Origin of the sequence: Dolichospermum sp. FACHB-1250, assembly GCF_014696335.1 — a bacterium.
Lineage (GTDB): Bacteria > Cyanobacteriota > Cyanobacteriia > Cyanobacteriales > Nostocaceae > Dolichospermum > Dolichospermum planctonicum.
Genome location: NZ_JACJPZ010000015.1, coordinates 66,956 through 83,213, shown reverse-complemented (window position 1 = coordinate 83,213; position 16,258 = coordinate 66,956). Strand labels below are relative to the sequence as shown.

Here is a 16,258-nt window from a genome sequence, read left to right as displayed (position 1 = left end):
GATTTACTGTTTCTCAAATGCCTTTTTTCACTTTATATGTTTGTTTTGATGCTCTCTTTAATTTTTTCTCTACGTAATTTACCTCTGTGACAGTTTGGGGTGCGGAATGTGGGTTATAACTCCGCCAAAGGTAGCAAGAAAAGATAGTTTTTTTGATGGTGGCTCAAAATCAGAATTCATCATGGAATTGGTAATTGGTAATTGGTAATTTGTAATATAATTGAAAGTTTTTTCTTGTCTAGTTTTTTTAAGTCAGGACTTACGCAAAATATCTCTCCCTAAGCCCCCATTTCTGTTCCTTGTTCCCTGTTCCCTGTTCCCTGTTCCCTGTTCCCTGTTCCCTGCCCTCACAGGCAACTTTTATGGCTACGCCACGCAGGCTATCAGCAAGCCCTATCCGATGATTAGGGTTCTTTTTCCTTAGCCCAAACTGTCAAGGGTTTGCCCACACGACGATATAGTATTGCTTCTAACACTATACCGTTAGTATTCACAGTCAAAGCTCGATTTGGTTCTTGAGTTTCCTCATAAAAACCTGCAAAAACGCCACGAGTCGGGTCAGCCAGCCAGCGCATACCCTTATAAAGTCTTTCTGTATAGGGAGTTTGAAACAGCATATTCCAGCCTATTGCGGCTTTAACACTACTACCCCGATAAACAAAAGCATCTTTACCAGATGAGTCTATACTTTTCCAAGGTTGACCATTGACAAAAATACAATTGTAGACAAACCAAGGCTCCCGATCTAAATTATCTTCAGACCAAGCGGTGAGTTGATTGGTAGCTTGATAGCGACGTTGTTGAACTTGGAGTAACTTGGCTGCATATTCCGCAGGTAAAGCCTGAAAACCACTTTCCAACCCATCCAAAATATAGGGTTCACTAGTGACATAATTATGATAGGTGGTGCGTTTATCCGCTGGTACTTCTACACCCATAACATTGACAAACTGAGTTTCGGCTTTGGTATCGAGTGCTTTGGGGGCTACAATCCCAATTTTTTGTAATCTATAGGCTGCATATTGTTCATAACCTAGCCGTCCTTCTTGGTTCCAGGTTTCTTTACCATTTTTAATACTTGTCCCCATTAGCTGTCCATTCTTGAGTAACCGCTTTAACTGCCAACGAGCCGTGACGGCTTTACTGGCCGCAGCGTGTTTGGGGTATCGAGTTTCGATGATATCTAGCCATTGCACTAGTCGTGCTAAATCAATGGCCGAAAACCCAATTTCTTCGGGTTGTGCCAATTTGCCGTAGTTAACCGGGATTAAAGTTTTCGCGTTATAGGCTTTGTTTGGTAACTCATTCCGGTACAAAGGTATTTTGGCTAGGGTGGCCAATACTTCCTCTATCCATTTATCAAATTCTGCCGCCTTGAGTAAGCCTAATTCCCGTGCTGCCACCATACCAGCTAACTGACTACCCACGTCCCACATTGTTGTACTGGGAAAGTCCGCAGCAGAAGAAACTAAACCCGTGGATAACCGATTTTTCTCGAAATAGCGCCAAGCTGTACGGGCTAATTGTATATCTTCTGCATTCAGCCGATTTTGACCAACGGAAGTCACTGGAATTGGGAGAATGTTAGTCTCACGCCATTGTATTCCTTTATGCACTCCAAAGCCAACTAGAGCGATCGCCGCAGCGATAATAGTTTGTTTTAATAAACTAGGTTGGATCGGAGTAGGATTGATAGTTGTATCTTGTGTCATGGTTAGCGGGGGATAATATTAAACAACACTTCTTTTTTCACCAGCCACCAGAAGCAGCCCACAGCTACAGCCTGAGCAATAGTAGTGACTATGGGATTACCATCAACTAAAGCCGGAATTAAAAACCAAATCACTGTGACTGGAACGTGAACAATATAGACGTACAAGGAGTTTTGACCCAAACTAATCAACAGTTTCCCCAGAATTTTATGCAACGGTTGCCAAAATGTATCCACAATTATGTACAGCAAAGGGAAGAAACCGATGTGATTAATTAAACGTAAAAAACCCACCCGACTGCGGTCTGTCCATGCTAACCAAGCAACTCTATCTGAGAATTTGGCTGGCCAAACACCAAGCTGAATATCATAATGTGCGGTTATAATTGAGCCAATGACGATTAATACTAAGCATAAGACTAGGGGGATTTTCGGGATTTTTCCCCATAATTGTTGTAGTTTTTGACGATAATAACCTGCTAATACCCCATGCACATATAAAATTTGCCAACCAGCTAAGGCAAAGTAAGGATGTTCTCTGTCTAAAGGATGGAAACTCAAGGCATAAGGATGTAATTGTTGGATACTCCAAAATGTCCAGGAAATAGCCAAAACAGGCAACCAAAAGCCCTTCCTTAACATCCAGAAAATGGCGGGGGAAAACAGCAACAGCAATACATACAGTTGCAAAATGTCAATGACAGGTGGTGCTAAATGGAATGTAGCTGCCGCTAGTAAGATTTGCCACCAAGTCCCAGGCGCAAAATCAAAGGCCGGACGGGTCTAACCGGGGGCAATTATACTTAATAAACCCAGGACAGACATTAAAATGAGACTGGTGAGATAAAGTTTTCCAGAACGCTCTAACAGTTTTTTCATGGCTTCAGAAAAGCCAACTTTATTGATACGCCCCAATGTCACCATTCCTAATACTAGCCCAGAGAGAAATACGAATCCTTCGGCCGCACTGGCGTAAATATGTCCCCTGTTGATAGCACTGAAATAAGAAGAACTTTCTAAATGATTGAATACCATGGAAACAATGGCAATGCCCCGGAGAAAATCAATCCTTAGATCTCGGTTTCCGTAGAGCGTGGGATCATAGCGCCAGGATACAGGAGGATTGTTTGTTGTAATTGTATTGTTATGCACAGGATGTGGTTACTTTCGGTTATTTAACTACTTGGTTCTAAAACAGAAACTAGATATTTCTTTGTAGGGTTTAAACTCTTCTCTGTAATGGAGTACGTGAGGCATTGAGTTTATTCAGAGGGGCAATTTCCCCGCCCCACACTTTTCCTGGAGTCCTGACTTGGTTTACAAGGCTGAACATATACCGATAATCTTAGGCATACCTACTCAGTCTAAATCATAATGTATTTTAGGATCAGAGTTGAAAATTTTTCTTAATATTCAGCACTTTTGCTATTTTGCCTATAATATAATACCCAGAAGCAAGAAATAAAGTATAAAAATCCTGAATTTTCTTGATCTGCTTGCAGCAGCGCTTCGCTATCAGTAGGTAAGTGGTGAATAAGTAAAATAACGCATCAGCCAAATTTACGTAGATATTGTTAGACATTTTGGTGTTTTTACGTCTACATACTCAAAATAGCCAAAATCACAACACTTTTAACTAGGGGTAAATTTTAAATATGAAAGCATTATTACGCAATGACGAAGCTGGAAGAATTGAAGCACTTTTACAGTACAGAATTCTTGATACTCAGTCCGAACGGGAGTTTGATGATATTACCCGTTTAGCTTCTTTTATTTGTGCAACTCCCATGGCCGTAATGACCTTAGTTGATACAGACCGCCAATGGTTTAAATCTAAAATTGGGCTAGAAGCATCAGAAACACCCCGTAGTATTGGTTTTTGCAATCATGCTATCCAGCAACCAGATCCCATGATCATTCCCGATGCTACTTTAGATCCAAGATTTGTGAATAACCCTTTGGTGACATCAGATCCCAATATCCGTTTTTATGCGGGCATACCCCTAATTAATGATGAAGGTTATGGCTTAGGAGCGCTGTGTGTTCTCGATGACATACCAAGAGAACTCGCACCACAACAGATAGAGGCATTAAATATTTTAGGTCGCCAAGTCATGCAACAATTAGAATGGCGGCGTAATTTAGATAGTTTGCTTCTCTCAACGGTATTAGATACAGTTAATGCTTTAGTGATAGTTCTTAACCCAGAAGGGGAAATTATTGGATTTAATCGAGCTTGTGAAGAAACCACGGGTTATTCTTACAATGAAGTTAGAAATCAATGCTTTTGGAACGTATTTACAGAACCGAAACGCCGTCGAACGGCACAATCTATTTTTGAAAAAATTAAATCAAGTAAAGGGTTAAAAGAATATGAAAACTATTGGCGCATAAAAGACGGAAATCTGCGGCTAATTAATTGGTCAAATAGAACGGTTTCAAATGAAAATGGTGAAATTGAATTTATTGTTTGTACCGGCATAGATATCACTGAACGCAAACAAGCTGAAGAGTCTCTAAAACGGCAATTAGCAGCAGTGGAAGCGACGAGTGATGGCATTAGTATTGTTGATAAACAGGGTAATTATCTTTATCTAAATAGTTCTTACGTGAATATATTTGGCTATAGTCATGCCACGGAATTGCTAGGACAAAAATGGCAACAAGTTTATGAACAAGAGCAGGTTAAATTGTTTGAAAAAAAGATATTTCCTGAACTAATGAAACAAGGTTACTGGCATGGAGAAACAATTGCTCAGAGAAAAGATAGCAGTAACTTTGCCGCAGAAATGTCTCTGACAAAGTTGAAAGATGGCGGATTCATTTGTGTAGGCCGTGATATCAGTAAACGCAAAGAAGCCGAGGAAGAACTAAAATACTTCAACTTGCGATCGCAATTATTAGCTGATATTACTTTAAAAATTCGCGGTTCTTTGCAGATAGATGATATTCTGCAAACGAGTGTTACAGAAGTCCAAAAACTGTTGAAAACTGACCGTGTAGTAATTCTAGAGTTGTTGGCCGATGGCTCTTTAACAGCGCGGAAAGAAGCATTAATTCCCGGTATTCCAGTTGTTATGGGGACAAATATTGTTGAGCCTTGCTTGACAAAAAATTACATCGAGAAATATACTCAAGGATGGATTGGTGTGATTAATGATATTGAGAAAGCTAACATTCGGTCTTGTCACGTCGAACTATTACAAAAGTTTAATGTCAAAGCTAACCTGGTTGTTCCTATTTTTCTCAAAGATTAATTTTGGGGTTTACTAATTGCTCATCATTGCACCCAACCCCGTCAATGGACTAACTGGGAAACAGAATTTCTCAAGTCTTTATCTGATCAAATAGGTATTGCTTTAGCTCAAGCTAAATTGCTGCAAGCGGAAATTCTGCAAAGACGAGAACTGGAAATTGCTCGTCATCAAGCTGAGTTAGCATCTCTGTCCAAAAGTAGTTTTTTAGCGAATATGAGTCATGAAATTCGCACCCCCATGAATGGCATTTTGGGCATGACTGGTTTATTATTAGAAACTCCTCTCAACCCAGAACAAAAAGATTTTTTAGAAATAGTTCGCGTCAGTGGGGATGCTCTTTTATCTCTGATTAACGAGATTTTAGACTTATCCAAACTTGAAGCTGGAGAAATGATCATCGAAAGCATAGATTTCGATCTTTGTAATTGTCTGGAAGAAGTGCTAGATTTATTAGCTCCTCAAGCACATCAAAAGGGACTAGAAATTGCCACACTGGTACAACAGAATGTCTATAAATATCTGACGGGAGATGTTGGCCGCTTACGACAAATTATCATGAATTTAATTGGTAATGCTATTAAATTTACCAAAGAAGGAGAGGTATTATTAGAAGTAGAATTGAAGTCAGAAACTCAGGATCTAGTCATTCTCAACTTTACTATTATAGATACAGGAATTGGTATTAGTCTTCAAGATCAAAACAAACTTTTTCAAGCATTTAGCCAAGTTGATGCTTCTATTACCCGTCAATATGGTGGCACAGGTTTGGGATTGGCAATTTGTCAACAATTGGTAAGTTTAATGGGTGGAAAAATTGGCGTAAAAAGTCAGATGGGTAAAGGATCTCAGTTTTGGTTTGAGCTACCTTTTATGAAGCAAATCCAACCTTCTTCTCAGATTTTGGAGCTTGATATATTGACTAACAAACGGTTGTTAGTAATAGATGACAATGGCACTAACCGGAGAATTATTTATCATCAAGCTACTCATTGGGGAATGTTGGTAGATGAAGCGGCTTGTGCAAATACTGGTCTTGCAGCTTTACAAAAGGCTGCTACCGAAAATCACCCCTATGATATTGTTCTCATTGATATGCAAATGCCTGTGATAGATGGTCTAACGCTGGGATCACAAATTAAGGCTAATTCTGCCATTAGCAATATTCCTTTAGTTCTATTGACTTCTAGTAATCAAAAGGATGAATCGAAAAAAGCAATCAACATAGGATTTATTAGTTATTTAGTTAAACCAATAAAGCCTTCTCGTTTGCTAGATACTATCATGGATATTTTAGGAAACCAAGCAAAATTAGATAATTTCCAATCTTCTAAAATTGAGCAATCTTCTATAACTGTGTTGGATGAAAAGATACCTGATTCGACAAAATCAAAGTTAAGATTGCTCGTAGCAGAAGATAATCCAGTTAATCAAAAAGTTATCCTCAAGCAACTCCACAGTTTAGGCTATAAAGCTGATATCGTTGCCAATGGCCAAGAAGTTTTGGAAATGTTGGATAACATTGCCTATGATTTAATTTTGATGGACTGTCAAATGCCAATTCTCGATGGTTTAAAAACTACAAAAGTAATTCGTTCTCGGCCAATAAGTTCATTTGTTAATCACCGACAACCTATAGTTATTGCTATTACTGCTAATGCTATGAAGGAGGATCAACAGAGTTGTTTAGATGCTGGTATGGATGACTATTTTAGCAAACCAATTACTAAGGATAAATTAGCAACATTATTAGAGCTTTGGAGTTCCAGAATTATGGCAGGACGACTAGTGACTATTCCTGACCCTGAGCCAGCAGTTTTAATAACAAATAATCCGTTAACAGATTTACCAATTGATTGGGAACATCTACATCAAATCTCAGACAATGATCCAGAATTTGAGTTAGAAATATTAAAAGTTTTTGTGGAAGATAGCCTATTTCATGTAGAGGGAATTAAAGCCGCAATTACCGTTAATGACTTTCCTCAACTGGCCAGGGAAGCTCATCATCTTAAAGGTTCTAGTGGTAATGTTGGTGCTACAGCCATGCGGAAAATTGCAGAAGAACTAGAACAACTTAGTCGCAAACAGAGTTTTGTCGGTGCTTATGAATTGGTACTAGGATTAGTTGATTTTATAAACAAGATTCAAGCATTTTTAATTAAGGCTTGCTGAAATAGTGCTGAAATAGTGCTGAAATAAGTGCTGAAAAAGTTTTTTCGTTCCCTGACAAGGTTATCCATGAAGTCAGGTTGACCGTGGTAGAGACGTTCCATGGAACGTCTTTACATAGAGCCGACTCTTGTTAGCATTCTTTAGCTTTTTTGGTTCGGCCAACGACCGACCGCTTGACCAATTACCGCCAATTCTGACATTAATTGATCAAAAGCGTCCGGTGTTAAAGATTGGGGTCCATCGGATAACGCTTTGGCTGGGTTGGGGTGAACTTCAATCATAAGCGCGTCCGTACCCGCAGCGATCGCCGCCATGGCCATAGCAGGGACAAATTCGGACCAACCCACACCATGACTAGGATCAATCATAATTGGTAAATGGGTGAGTTTCCGCAACACCGGCACAACCGATAAATCTAGAGTATTGCGGGTATATTGACGGTCAAAAGTTCTAATTCCCCGTTCACACAAAATTACATGAGGATTACCCGCTGCTAAAATATACTCAGCCGCCATTAACCAATCCTCAATGGTTGCAGCCATACCGCGTTTTAACAGCACGGGTTTAGGTTGCGCTCCCACTTTTTTGAGCATGGAGAAATTCTGCATATTTCTCGCCCCCACCTGAATCACATCTGCGACTTGGCCAATTTTCTCCAAATCTTCCGTATCCATAACCTCGGTAATAATCCCCAAACCGCTAACTTTCCGGGCTGTAGCTAACAATTCCAAAGCGCTTTCACCATGACCTTGAAAAGCATAGGGTGACGTGCGGGGTTTATAGGCTCCACCTCGCAAAAACTTAGCCCCCGCAGCCTTTACCCGCAGCGCCGTTTCCACAATCATCTCCTCATTTTCCACCGAACACGGTCCAGCCACAACCACCAAAGGATGATGTTCACCAAACACCACATCTGCTTGAGGAGTATTTACCACCACCTCAGAAGCTTGTCCATGACGGAATTGACGACTAGCCCGTTTATAGGGTACTTCCACTCGTAATACTTGTTCAATCCATTGACTCAATTCTTGAATACGGGGGGGGTCTAAATCAGCGGTTTCCCCAACTAAAGCAATGACCACCTTATGTTGACCAATAATTTTTTCTGGAGTTAGTCCCCAGCTAGATAATTCTGTAGTAATGCGATTTATTTCTTCCTGGGGGGAACCAACCTTCATGACAATAATCATTTACGAGTTCCTTTTTTAGTAAATTTTTGATTAACTAACTTGAGATTAACAAGCAAAACCTATGAAAAAAAGCGTTACCCGCAAAGGATAATGGGTGATAATGTATACATTTGTACTATAAGTGGGACAGACATTTAGACCATTACACTGATTTTAGCATTTCGGTAGCTGATATTTAATCATCATCTTCTAGTTCTTTACCCAGGCGATATTTTATATCATAGTTGATGATAAAGTCTAATTCTGCTTCTGTAAATCCATAATGTTCTGCTAATATCTTATCTATTTCATCTATGATAGGTTTGGATAATTTGGGAGAAAAGAACTGAACTTTTAATATACCTTGCTTGACATAATTAATATCTTTCATGATTGAGTTTTTTTGTAAATCTAACATTAATTGTTGAGCAAGTTCTGATAATGAAAGTTTAATACTATTACTCACTTTGTTTAAATTAAACAAAAATCCGTTTACTTCCCGTTTATTAACATTTCTACAATCTGATAAAGATAAAAAATACCAGAAAAATAACGAGGATAAATAAACAGATAAAACAGCATTACAATTAATTTCTAAATCAAAATTTATTGTTTTTAACTCAGAAGTTGTTTGTGTTTTCCCTAAAGAATTTATGATTGTTGGTGGTTGATTAAGGAATTGTAAAAAATATCTTAATTTTCTAGTATGATATAAAGAATACTTACCATTTTCACTTGTTTGTTCACCTAATGTTTTTTGTTCTTTAATAACTTTCTCAAAAACGCTAATTTCTAAAATTGTTCCAAATTTTGGAATAGAGGTTAAGTAAAATAAATGTTCTGGAATAATAACATATTTCAAGAGTTGAAAAAGATAATTTCTTTCTTCATGATACCACCGATAATATTTACTAGAATATACCAAATTATTATTTATACTTTTTTGTATACTTATTAAACTTTTTTTTCCAATACAAATACATAAATGTTTGTCTACATTTTCAAATAGCTTAGATGGACGCATTGCATAAGTGCTTATCCAAGTTTTTACATAATTTGTTTTTACTAAATTACGCAGTAAATCAAATCCGTTTGTACTAACAAAAGATATTGGAATAATCATTCCTAACCAGCTTTTTTGATGAGAAATATAAATACTTCTTTCTATTAAGAATGAATATAAATCATTACATTTTTCTGTTTGATAACCTTTAATTTCATAATCCTTTTTGACCTTACTATATTCCACATAAGGAGGATTACCAATAATCACATCAAAACCCCCACGACTAATAATACCATAAAACTCCACAAACCAATGAAAAGGACAATGAGATAATTTCCACTTTTCCCACTCCTTTTTATTCTTAACATCTATCCCATATTCCCGCGCTAAATACTCATTCAACTCCTCATTTAAACTATCCAAAGACTCTTGTAAAAGTTGCTTAGTACCAGTAAAATCACTACCATTAACCGTAGAAGTTTGAATATCTCTAAAAGTTTGATAAACCTGACTAACTCGCTTTGCTTTCTCATCAATTCTTGTCATATCACTAAACAAGTCTAACTTCAATTGTTGAGAACCTTCAACCGCTTTTTTAACCTGATCATAATTAGCAAAACCCACCAAACTATTACCCGCACGAATATTAAAATCAATATCTGGTAAAGGTTCAATCCCATAATTAGGTAAACTATGATTAGGAGTTACCTGTGCTACTAGTTTTAAAAATAAACGTAATTTACAAATTTCTGTCGCTTCCTCCATAATATCCACCCCATAGAGATTATTTAACATAATCTTTTTGAGAATGAAATAACGTTGGTTATGATGAAATTTCACATCATTTAAAATTTGTCGAAATTGCTTGATAGTCTTATTCTTATTATTGTTATCATTATCCTCTAGAAAACTGGTCATTTTTTCTAAACAAGCATCATAAAGAGGTTCAAGAATATTCAAAGCAGCAAATAAAAAAGCCCCACTCCCACAAGTAGGGTCAAGAATTGACATTTTACCTAATTGGTCATAGATATTATATAAAAATTGCGGATCTTGACAATTATTAATGACATCTTCTGCAAATTGACGAATATTCAAGTTATAAGTAATTAAATCATTGATATTCTTAACCTCTCCATTAACTAGCTTTTCTCTGATTTCTAAATAACGGGTTTTTCTGGTAATATATTCTCTCCAAATTTCCGTAGGTAAACCATAATTATCATCTGCTGGTTGATTCCAATTCTGTCTTTGGGAAACATCATTTAAACCTCTAGCAATATGTTCCGGTAATGGTAAATCTACTCCGGTTTTCACTGCTTCATAAATATAGCGTTCTGGGTAATCTTTTAATAAGTTCCAGATACTTTGATCATCACTTTTGACAGCATCGAATAAATAGGGAATAATACAATTTTTACTAATATATTCTGTGATATCTTCTTTAGTGTAATATGCTCCCATTTGTTTTTGGTTAATGTACTTTTCAAAGATATAACCTAAAACATCAGGGTTAATTTCATGATCATTTTTTAGTGGTCTTTCATCTAAATACCAATTATACTGATCAAAGAAGTTGAATATTTGAGTAAAAGCGGTATCGGGAATTGTAATTTGAGGATAGGTTTGTTCTAAATAATGGACTGTGAATAAACCCCCGTTTAGATAGGGAACTTTTCCTAAAAGTGCTTCTAATTCGGTATTTCTGTTTTGATTTCCTAAACCTTGATGAAATAATTTTAGCAGGAAATAACGATAAAATGAGTAAAACTGATTATTTTCTTTGTGTTCTTGACATTGATTTAATTTGGTTCTCAAATAATCTAAATCATTGTTTAAAAAACCTTTACGTTGGATAAAGTAAATGAACATTAAACGGTTCAGCATTAAGGAAGCGTACCATTCTTGATCAAATTTCACGGGGATACCGTCAATAAAATCTAAAAATGTTTTATATTCCTTTTTGAATTGATCATAAAATTTCTTAGTGATTTTATCTATTGATATTTTATTATTTTTTGTGTTAATTATCTCTTTAATTGTCATCACTTTTAATTATGCTGAGATGTTTTAAAAACTTTATTCGCTATTATAGTCCTAAATAAAATCTGCTAAACAACTACCTAATTTTAAATTTTCTATATGTTGAAAATCACTATCATAAGTAAATAAGATTAAATCATGTTGAATTGCTGTAGCTGCAATCCAAATATCATTAGTCGGTATAGGTTTACCTTTTTTTCTTAATTGATGGTAAATTATAGCATAATATTCTGATGTTTTTTCATCTATAGGAAATATTTTTATTCTACTAGATTCTAAAAATTTTTCTAATTCATAACAGTTAGTTTCTTGTTTATTTCCTAAAGCAAAACCTCCTAATAATTCTCCTATAATGATTGTATTTATGGCAATAATATCTACATTTTCAATTATTTCAACTGCTTCATTTTGATGACGTTTAAAAGCAGTATAAGCATTTGTATCTATTAAAATTGATTTTATAGCCATAATTTTTGATCTATTTCATTAAATTGTTTAGTATTAAGTAAAAATTCAATTTCATCTTCTTCACTCCATGTTCCCGCAAGATAATCTAAATCATGATAAGGGTAAGAATTAGAGAGATGTTTTTCTGGGGATGATATAATTCCATTTTTTACATGATTTATTTTATCTGTAAATTCTTTTATCCACTGATAAAGGTTATTCAGTTCTTCTTCTGGTATTTTGTCAATTTCTGCTTGAATAAGTTCTTTTACAGTCATAAAGTTTACTCCTGTTGTTAATTTACATATTATAACACTTTTATCAATTGTTAATTATCTTTATCTCCTAATTGTTTGTAAATTACTTGACTAGTAATTTTATATAAGTATGAATTGAACGCAGATAAACGCAGATAGTAACGCAGATAGTTTTGTACTTCATTATACTAGGAAAAGTTATATTAATTATCAATTATCGTCTTCTTCTAGTTCTTTACCCATGCGATATTTTATATCATAGTTGATAATAAAGTCTAATTCTGCTTCTGTAAATCCATAATGTTCTGCTAATATTTTATCTATTTCATCTATGATAGGTTTGGATAAACGAGGTTGATAATATCTTTCTCTAATTCCAGAACTATTAGCTTTTTTAATTTGAACATTATCTTCATAAGAGTTCATCAAAGATAATATTAATTGTTGCAAATGTTGGTTAATTGTTGTTTTATTTCTTTCTTGAGGAATCATGAATAATTCATTTATTCCTTTATTAATATGTCTCATATCTGAAAAAAGATTATAAAACCAAACAAAAAGATTAGAATTAAATATTGACAATATAAGCCAATATAAATACTGATAATATTTAACTTCTATAATTTCAGAAGCATATACTTTATTATTATCTTTATCTAAACGATAAGGTTTTTCATGATGAAATAAGCAAAAATTTCTTAATGTTCTTGTAAAATATAAGGATTTACCCTCTTGAGATTGACAGTTTTGAATAAGTTGATTTTTGTCATTAAATACTTTATTTAAAATTGACTTTTCTATAGAATCAAAAATTTTAGGTATTGATCCTTCTACTGTATAATACAATTTTTCTAACTTTTGATATTTAATTATTTTAAATAAATCAGAATTATATTTTTCTTTATAATATTTTGTCTGATAAAATGCTGATTTTTGATGATTTGATAAAATGATTATAGTCAGTCTTTTTGTAATACCTTGAAATAATTTACAAGAATCAGCAAAGTTAGAAATCCATATATTATTAAAATTATCAATAATAAATTTCTGTAAAGACACAAAACCTTTAGTAGAAAAGATTGATACGGGTACAATCATTGATAATTTACCTTGTTTTTTAATAATGCAAATACTTCTTTCAATAATTGCTGCATAAATATCAGGTTTAAAATTAACTTTATAATTATTTGAAGATATTGAATAATTTAATTTACTATATTCCACATAAGGAGGATTACCAATAATCACATCAAAACCCCCACGACTAATAATACCATAAAACTCCACAAACCAATGAAAAGGACAATGAGATAATTTCCACTTTTCCCACTCCTTTTTATTCTTAACATCTATCCCATATTCCCGCGCTAAATACTCATTCAACTCCTCATTTAAACTATCCAAAGACTCTTGTAAAAGTTGCTTAGTACCAGTAAAATCACTACCATTAACCGTAGAAGTTTGAATATCTCTAAAAGTTTGATAAACCTGACTAACTCGCTTTGCTTTCTCATCAATTCTTGTCATATCACTAAACAAGTCTAACTTCAATTGTTGAGAACCTTCAACCGCTTTTTTAACCTGATCATAATTAGCAAAACCCACCAAACTATTACCCGCACGAATATTAAAATCAATATCTGGTAAAGGTTCAATCCCATAATTAGGTAAACTATGATTAGGAGTTACCTGTGCTACTAGTTTTAAAAATAAACGTAATTTACAAATTTCTGTCGCTTCCTCCATAATATCCACCCCATAGAGATTATTTAACATAATCTTTTTGAGAATGAAATAACGTTGGTTATGATGAAATTTCACATCATTTAAAATTTGTCGAAATTGCTTGATAGTCTTATTCTTATTATTGTTATCATTATCCTCTAGAAAACTGGTCATTTTTTCTAAACAAGCATCATAAAGAGGTTCAAGAATATTCAAAGCAGCAAATAAAAAAGCCCCACTCCCACAAGTAGGGTCAAGAATTGACATTTTACCTAATTGGTCATAGATATTATATAAAAATTGCGGATCTTGACAATTATTAATGACATCTTCTGCAAATTGACGAATATTCAAGTTATAAGTAATTAAATCATTGATATTCTTAACCTCTCCATTAACTAGCTTTTCTCTGATTTCTAAATAACGGGTTTTTCTGGTAATATATTCTCTCCAAATTTCCGTAGGTAAACCATAATTATCATCTGCTGGTTGATTCCAATTCTGTCTTTGGGAAACATCATTTAAACCTCTAGCAATATGTTCCGGTAATGGTAAATCTACTCCGGTTTTCACTGCTTCATAAATATAGCGTTCTGGGTAATCTTTTAATAAGTTCCAGATACTTTGATCATCACTTTTGACAGCATCGAATAAATAGGGAATAATACAATTTTTACTAATATATTCTGTGATATCTTCTTTAGTGTAATATGCTCCCATTTGTTTTTGGTTAATGTACTTTTCAAAGATATAACCTAAAACATCAGGGTTAATTTCATGATCATTTTTTAGTGGTCTTTCATCTAAATACCAATTATACTGATCAAAGAAGTTGAATATTTGAGTAAAAGCGGTATCGGGAATTGTAATTTGAGGATAGGTTTGTTCTAAATAATGGACTGTGAATAAACCCCCGTTTAGATAGGGAACTTTTCCTAAAAGTGCTTCTAATTCGGTATTTCTGTTTTGATTTCCTAAACCTTGATGAAATAATTTTAGCAGGAAATAACGATAAAATGAGTAAAACTGATTATTTTCTTTGTGTTCTTGACATTGATTTAATTTGGTTCTCAAATAATCTAAGTCGTTGTTTAAAAACCCTTTACGTTGGATAAAGTAAATGAACATTAAACGGTTCAGCATTAAGGAAGCGTACCATTCTTGATCAAATTTGACGGGAATACCGTTAATAAAATCTAAAAATGTTTTATATTCCTTTTTGAATTGATCATAAAATTTCTTGGTAACTTTATCAACATCAAAGGCTTTTTTAGTTTTCTTAGTAACTTCTAATAAAGTTAAATTTTCTTCCTCTTTAATACTAATATAAATTGTTTCTAACTTTTGAATTAAACCCTCCCCCGACTGATGAATATAATAATGATTTTCTCGACTAGTGACGGGTTTTCCTGGTTCGCGTCTTACCCATTGCCAAATTTGTTTTTCTTGACCTTTATCGGTATAAATAATTAAATGTTCTTGACTATAACTAGTAACTTCTATATCAATCTTTTTTCTAATTTGAGAGTTGGGTAAAATCCCATTTTCAGGTAAACAATGATAAACCATTAAACCACGTTTTTGGGAAATAGCTTTTATGGTATAATTCTCCCCATTTACAGATAGATAAATAGGAGAAATATCAGCATAATCCCAACCTAATTCCTCAATAAACAGCGATGTAAAATCCGCTAATTGCAGGTATTTTTTAACTTGACTACGATTGAATTTCATAAAATGCACTCCTGGTATAAATAACTACAGCTTAACCCACCATTTTCAGTGATTTAAGTGATTTATATAGCGATAAAATACCTGTCTTCATCCTGTACATCCTGATTCTGACAGTGGATACTCAACATCATAGCATAGCGAGCCACATTATAGCTACATAATAGCTACATTGATAACATCCTCATATATATCTACCATTTCTAAAATTAATCCAACAGAATCTAAATGTAATTTATCATCACGATTAATCAAGGTTTGTATAGTCCAATTTCTTTTTTCATCTTGACGATAAACCTCTACCTTAACTTGATCCTGAGAAATCAAAATATATTCTTTCAAACTTGCTAAACTGCGGTAATTAAGAAGTTTTTCCCGTCTATCTATAGTTTCTGTACTTGGTGATAGGACTTCGATAATTAAACAAGGATAATTCAAAAAATAACGGTCTTGATCTTCCGTGTCGCAACTGACGATGACATCAGGATAGTAAAATATAGTTTGATTCTCATTAGCTAAATTTATTCTTACCTTCATGTCAGACATGAAAACATTACAGGAACTACCCCGTAACTGAGAACGTAGTCTACTAGCAATATTGAGAGTAATTATATTATGTTCTTTACTACCTCCAGCCATAGCAAAGACTTCACCGGCAAAATATTCATGACGAATATCGCTAGTTTGTTCTAATTCTAAATATTCTTCAACAGTGAAAAAGTAAAGAGGGGACTGCATAA

The 16,258-nt window shown here is 34.3% G+C and carries 8 protein-coding genes and 2 pseudogenes; 2 read left to right on the top strand and 8 right to left on the bottom strand.

Translation table 11 applies throughout. From position 1 onward, the window contains the following. Positions 1–404: 404 nt before the first annotated feature. Positions 405–1,712 (bottom strand): DUF3131 domain-containing protein, encoded by a 1,308-nt coding sequence (locus H6F39_RS07540; protein WP_190396475.1) that lies wholly within the window; start codon positions 1,710–1,712, stop codon positions 405–407. Between the two features lie 2 nt (positions 1,713–1,714). Continuing rightward, positions 1,715–2,863: pseudogene (gene opgC / locus H6F39_RS07535) on the bottom strand (OpgC domain-containing protein). A 503-nt stretch (positions 2,864–3,366) separates the two neighbouring features. Between opgC and H6F39_RS20640 the strand changes: the two are divergent. Together H6F39_RS20640 and H6F39_RS20635 are read left to right on the top strand one after the other, a co-directional pair. Further along, a pseudogene (locus H6F39_RS20640) lies at positions 3,367–5,061 on the top strand (PAS domain S-box protein); the annotation flags it as partial. A 24-nt stretch (positions 5,062–5,085) separates the two neighbouring features. Further along, positions 5,086–7,140, top strand: a complete 2,055-nt coding sequence (locus H6F39_RS20635) for a response regulator (protein ID WP_242028623.1) — start codon at positions 5,086–5,088, stop codon at positions 7,138–7,140. Positions 7,141–7,280: 140 nt separating this feature from the next. Here H6F39_RS20635 and aroF read toward each other — a convergent pair whose 3' ends face one another. From aroF to H6F39_RS07495, 6 genes are all read right to left on the bottom strand, one after another. Then, the gene (gene aroF, locus H6F39_RS07520; protein WP_190396473.1) at positions 7,281–8,330 is read right to left on the bottom strand and encodes a 3-deoxy-7-phosphoheptulonate synthase; all 1,050 of its coding nucleotides are present in this window, start codon (positions 8,328–8,330) and stop codon (positions 7,281–7,283) included. 175 nt (positions 8,331–8,505) lie between these two features. Then, positions 8,506–11,361 carry a DNA methyltransferase gene (locus tag H6F39_RS07515; RefSeq protein WP_242028622.1) on the bottom strand — a complete coding sequence of 952 codons (2,856 nt, stop codon included), beginning with the start codon at positions 11,359–11,361 and terminating at the stop codon, positions 8,506–8,508. A 51-nt stretch (positions 11,362–11,412) separates the two neighbouring features. Next, positions 11,413–11,826 (bottom strand): type II toxin-antitoxin system VapC family toxin, encoded by a 414-nt coding sequence (locus tag H6F39_RS07510; RefSeq protein WP_190372834.1) that lies wholly within the window; start codon positions 11,824–11,826, stop codon positions 11,413–11,415. Beyond that, entirely contained in the window at positions 11,817–12,083 is a 267-nt protein-coding gene (locus H6F39_RS07505; protein ID WP_190372833.1) for a hypothetical protein, read from the bottom strand. Before H6F39_RS07505 ends, H6F39_RS07510 begins: the two co-directional genes overlap by 10 nt. 189 nt (positions 12,084–12,272) lie before the next feature. After that, positions 12,273–15,521, bottom strand: a complete 3,249-nt coding sequence (locus tag H6F39_RS07500; RefSeq protein ID WP_190396471.1) for a DNA methyltransferase — start codon at positions 15,519–15,521, stop codon at positions 12,273–12,275. Between the two features lie 153 nt (positions 15,522–15,674). After that, positions 15,675–16,256 (bottom strand): Uma2 family endonuclease, encoded by a 582-nt coding sequence (locus H6F39_RS07495; protein WP_190396470.1) that lies wholly within the window; start codon positions 16,254–16,256, stop codon positions 15,675–15,677. Between the last annotated feature and the right edge of the window lie 2 nt (positions 16,257–16,258).

What these genes read in the sequence shown, in the direction of transcription:
- H6F39_RS07540 (WP_190396475.1), bottom strand. Translation starts at nt 1,712, where the DNA reads ATGACACAAGATACAACTATCAATCCTACTCCGATCCAACCTAGTTTA.
- aroF (WP_190396473.1), bottom strand. Translation starts at nt 8,330, where the DNA reads ATGATTATTGTCATGAAGGTTGGTTCCCCCCAGGAAGAAATAAATCGC.
- H6F39_RS07515 (WP_242028622.1), bottom strand. Translation starts at nt 11,361, where the DNA reads ATGACAATTAAAGAGATAATTAACACAAAAAATAATAAAATATCAATA.
- H6F39_RS07510 (WP_190372834.1), bottom strand. Translation starts at nt 11,826, where the DNA reads ATGGCTATAAAATCAATTTTAATAGATACAAATGCTTATACTGCTTTT.
- H6F39_RS07505 (WP_190372833.1), bottom strand. Translation starts at nt 12,083, where the DNA reads ATGACTGTAAAAGAACTTATTCAAGCAGAAATTGACAAAATACCAGAA.
- H6F39_RS07500 (WP_190396471.1), bottom strand. Translation starts at nt 15,521, where the DNA reads ATGAAATTCAATCGTAGTCAAGTTAAAAAATACCTGCAATTAGCGGAT.
- H6F39_RS07495 (WP_190396470.1), bottom strand. Translation starts at nt 16,256, where the DNA reads ATGCAGTCCCCTCTTTACTTTTTCACTGTTGAAGAATATTTAGAATTA.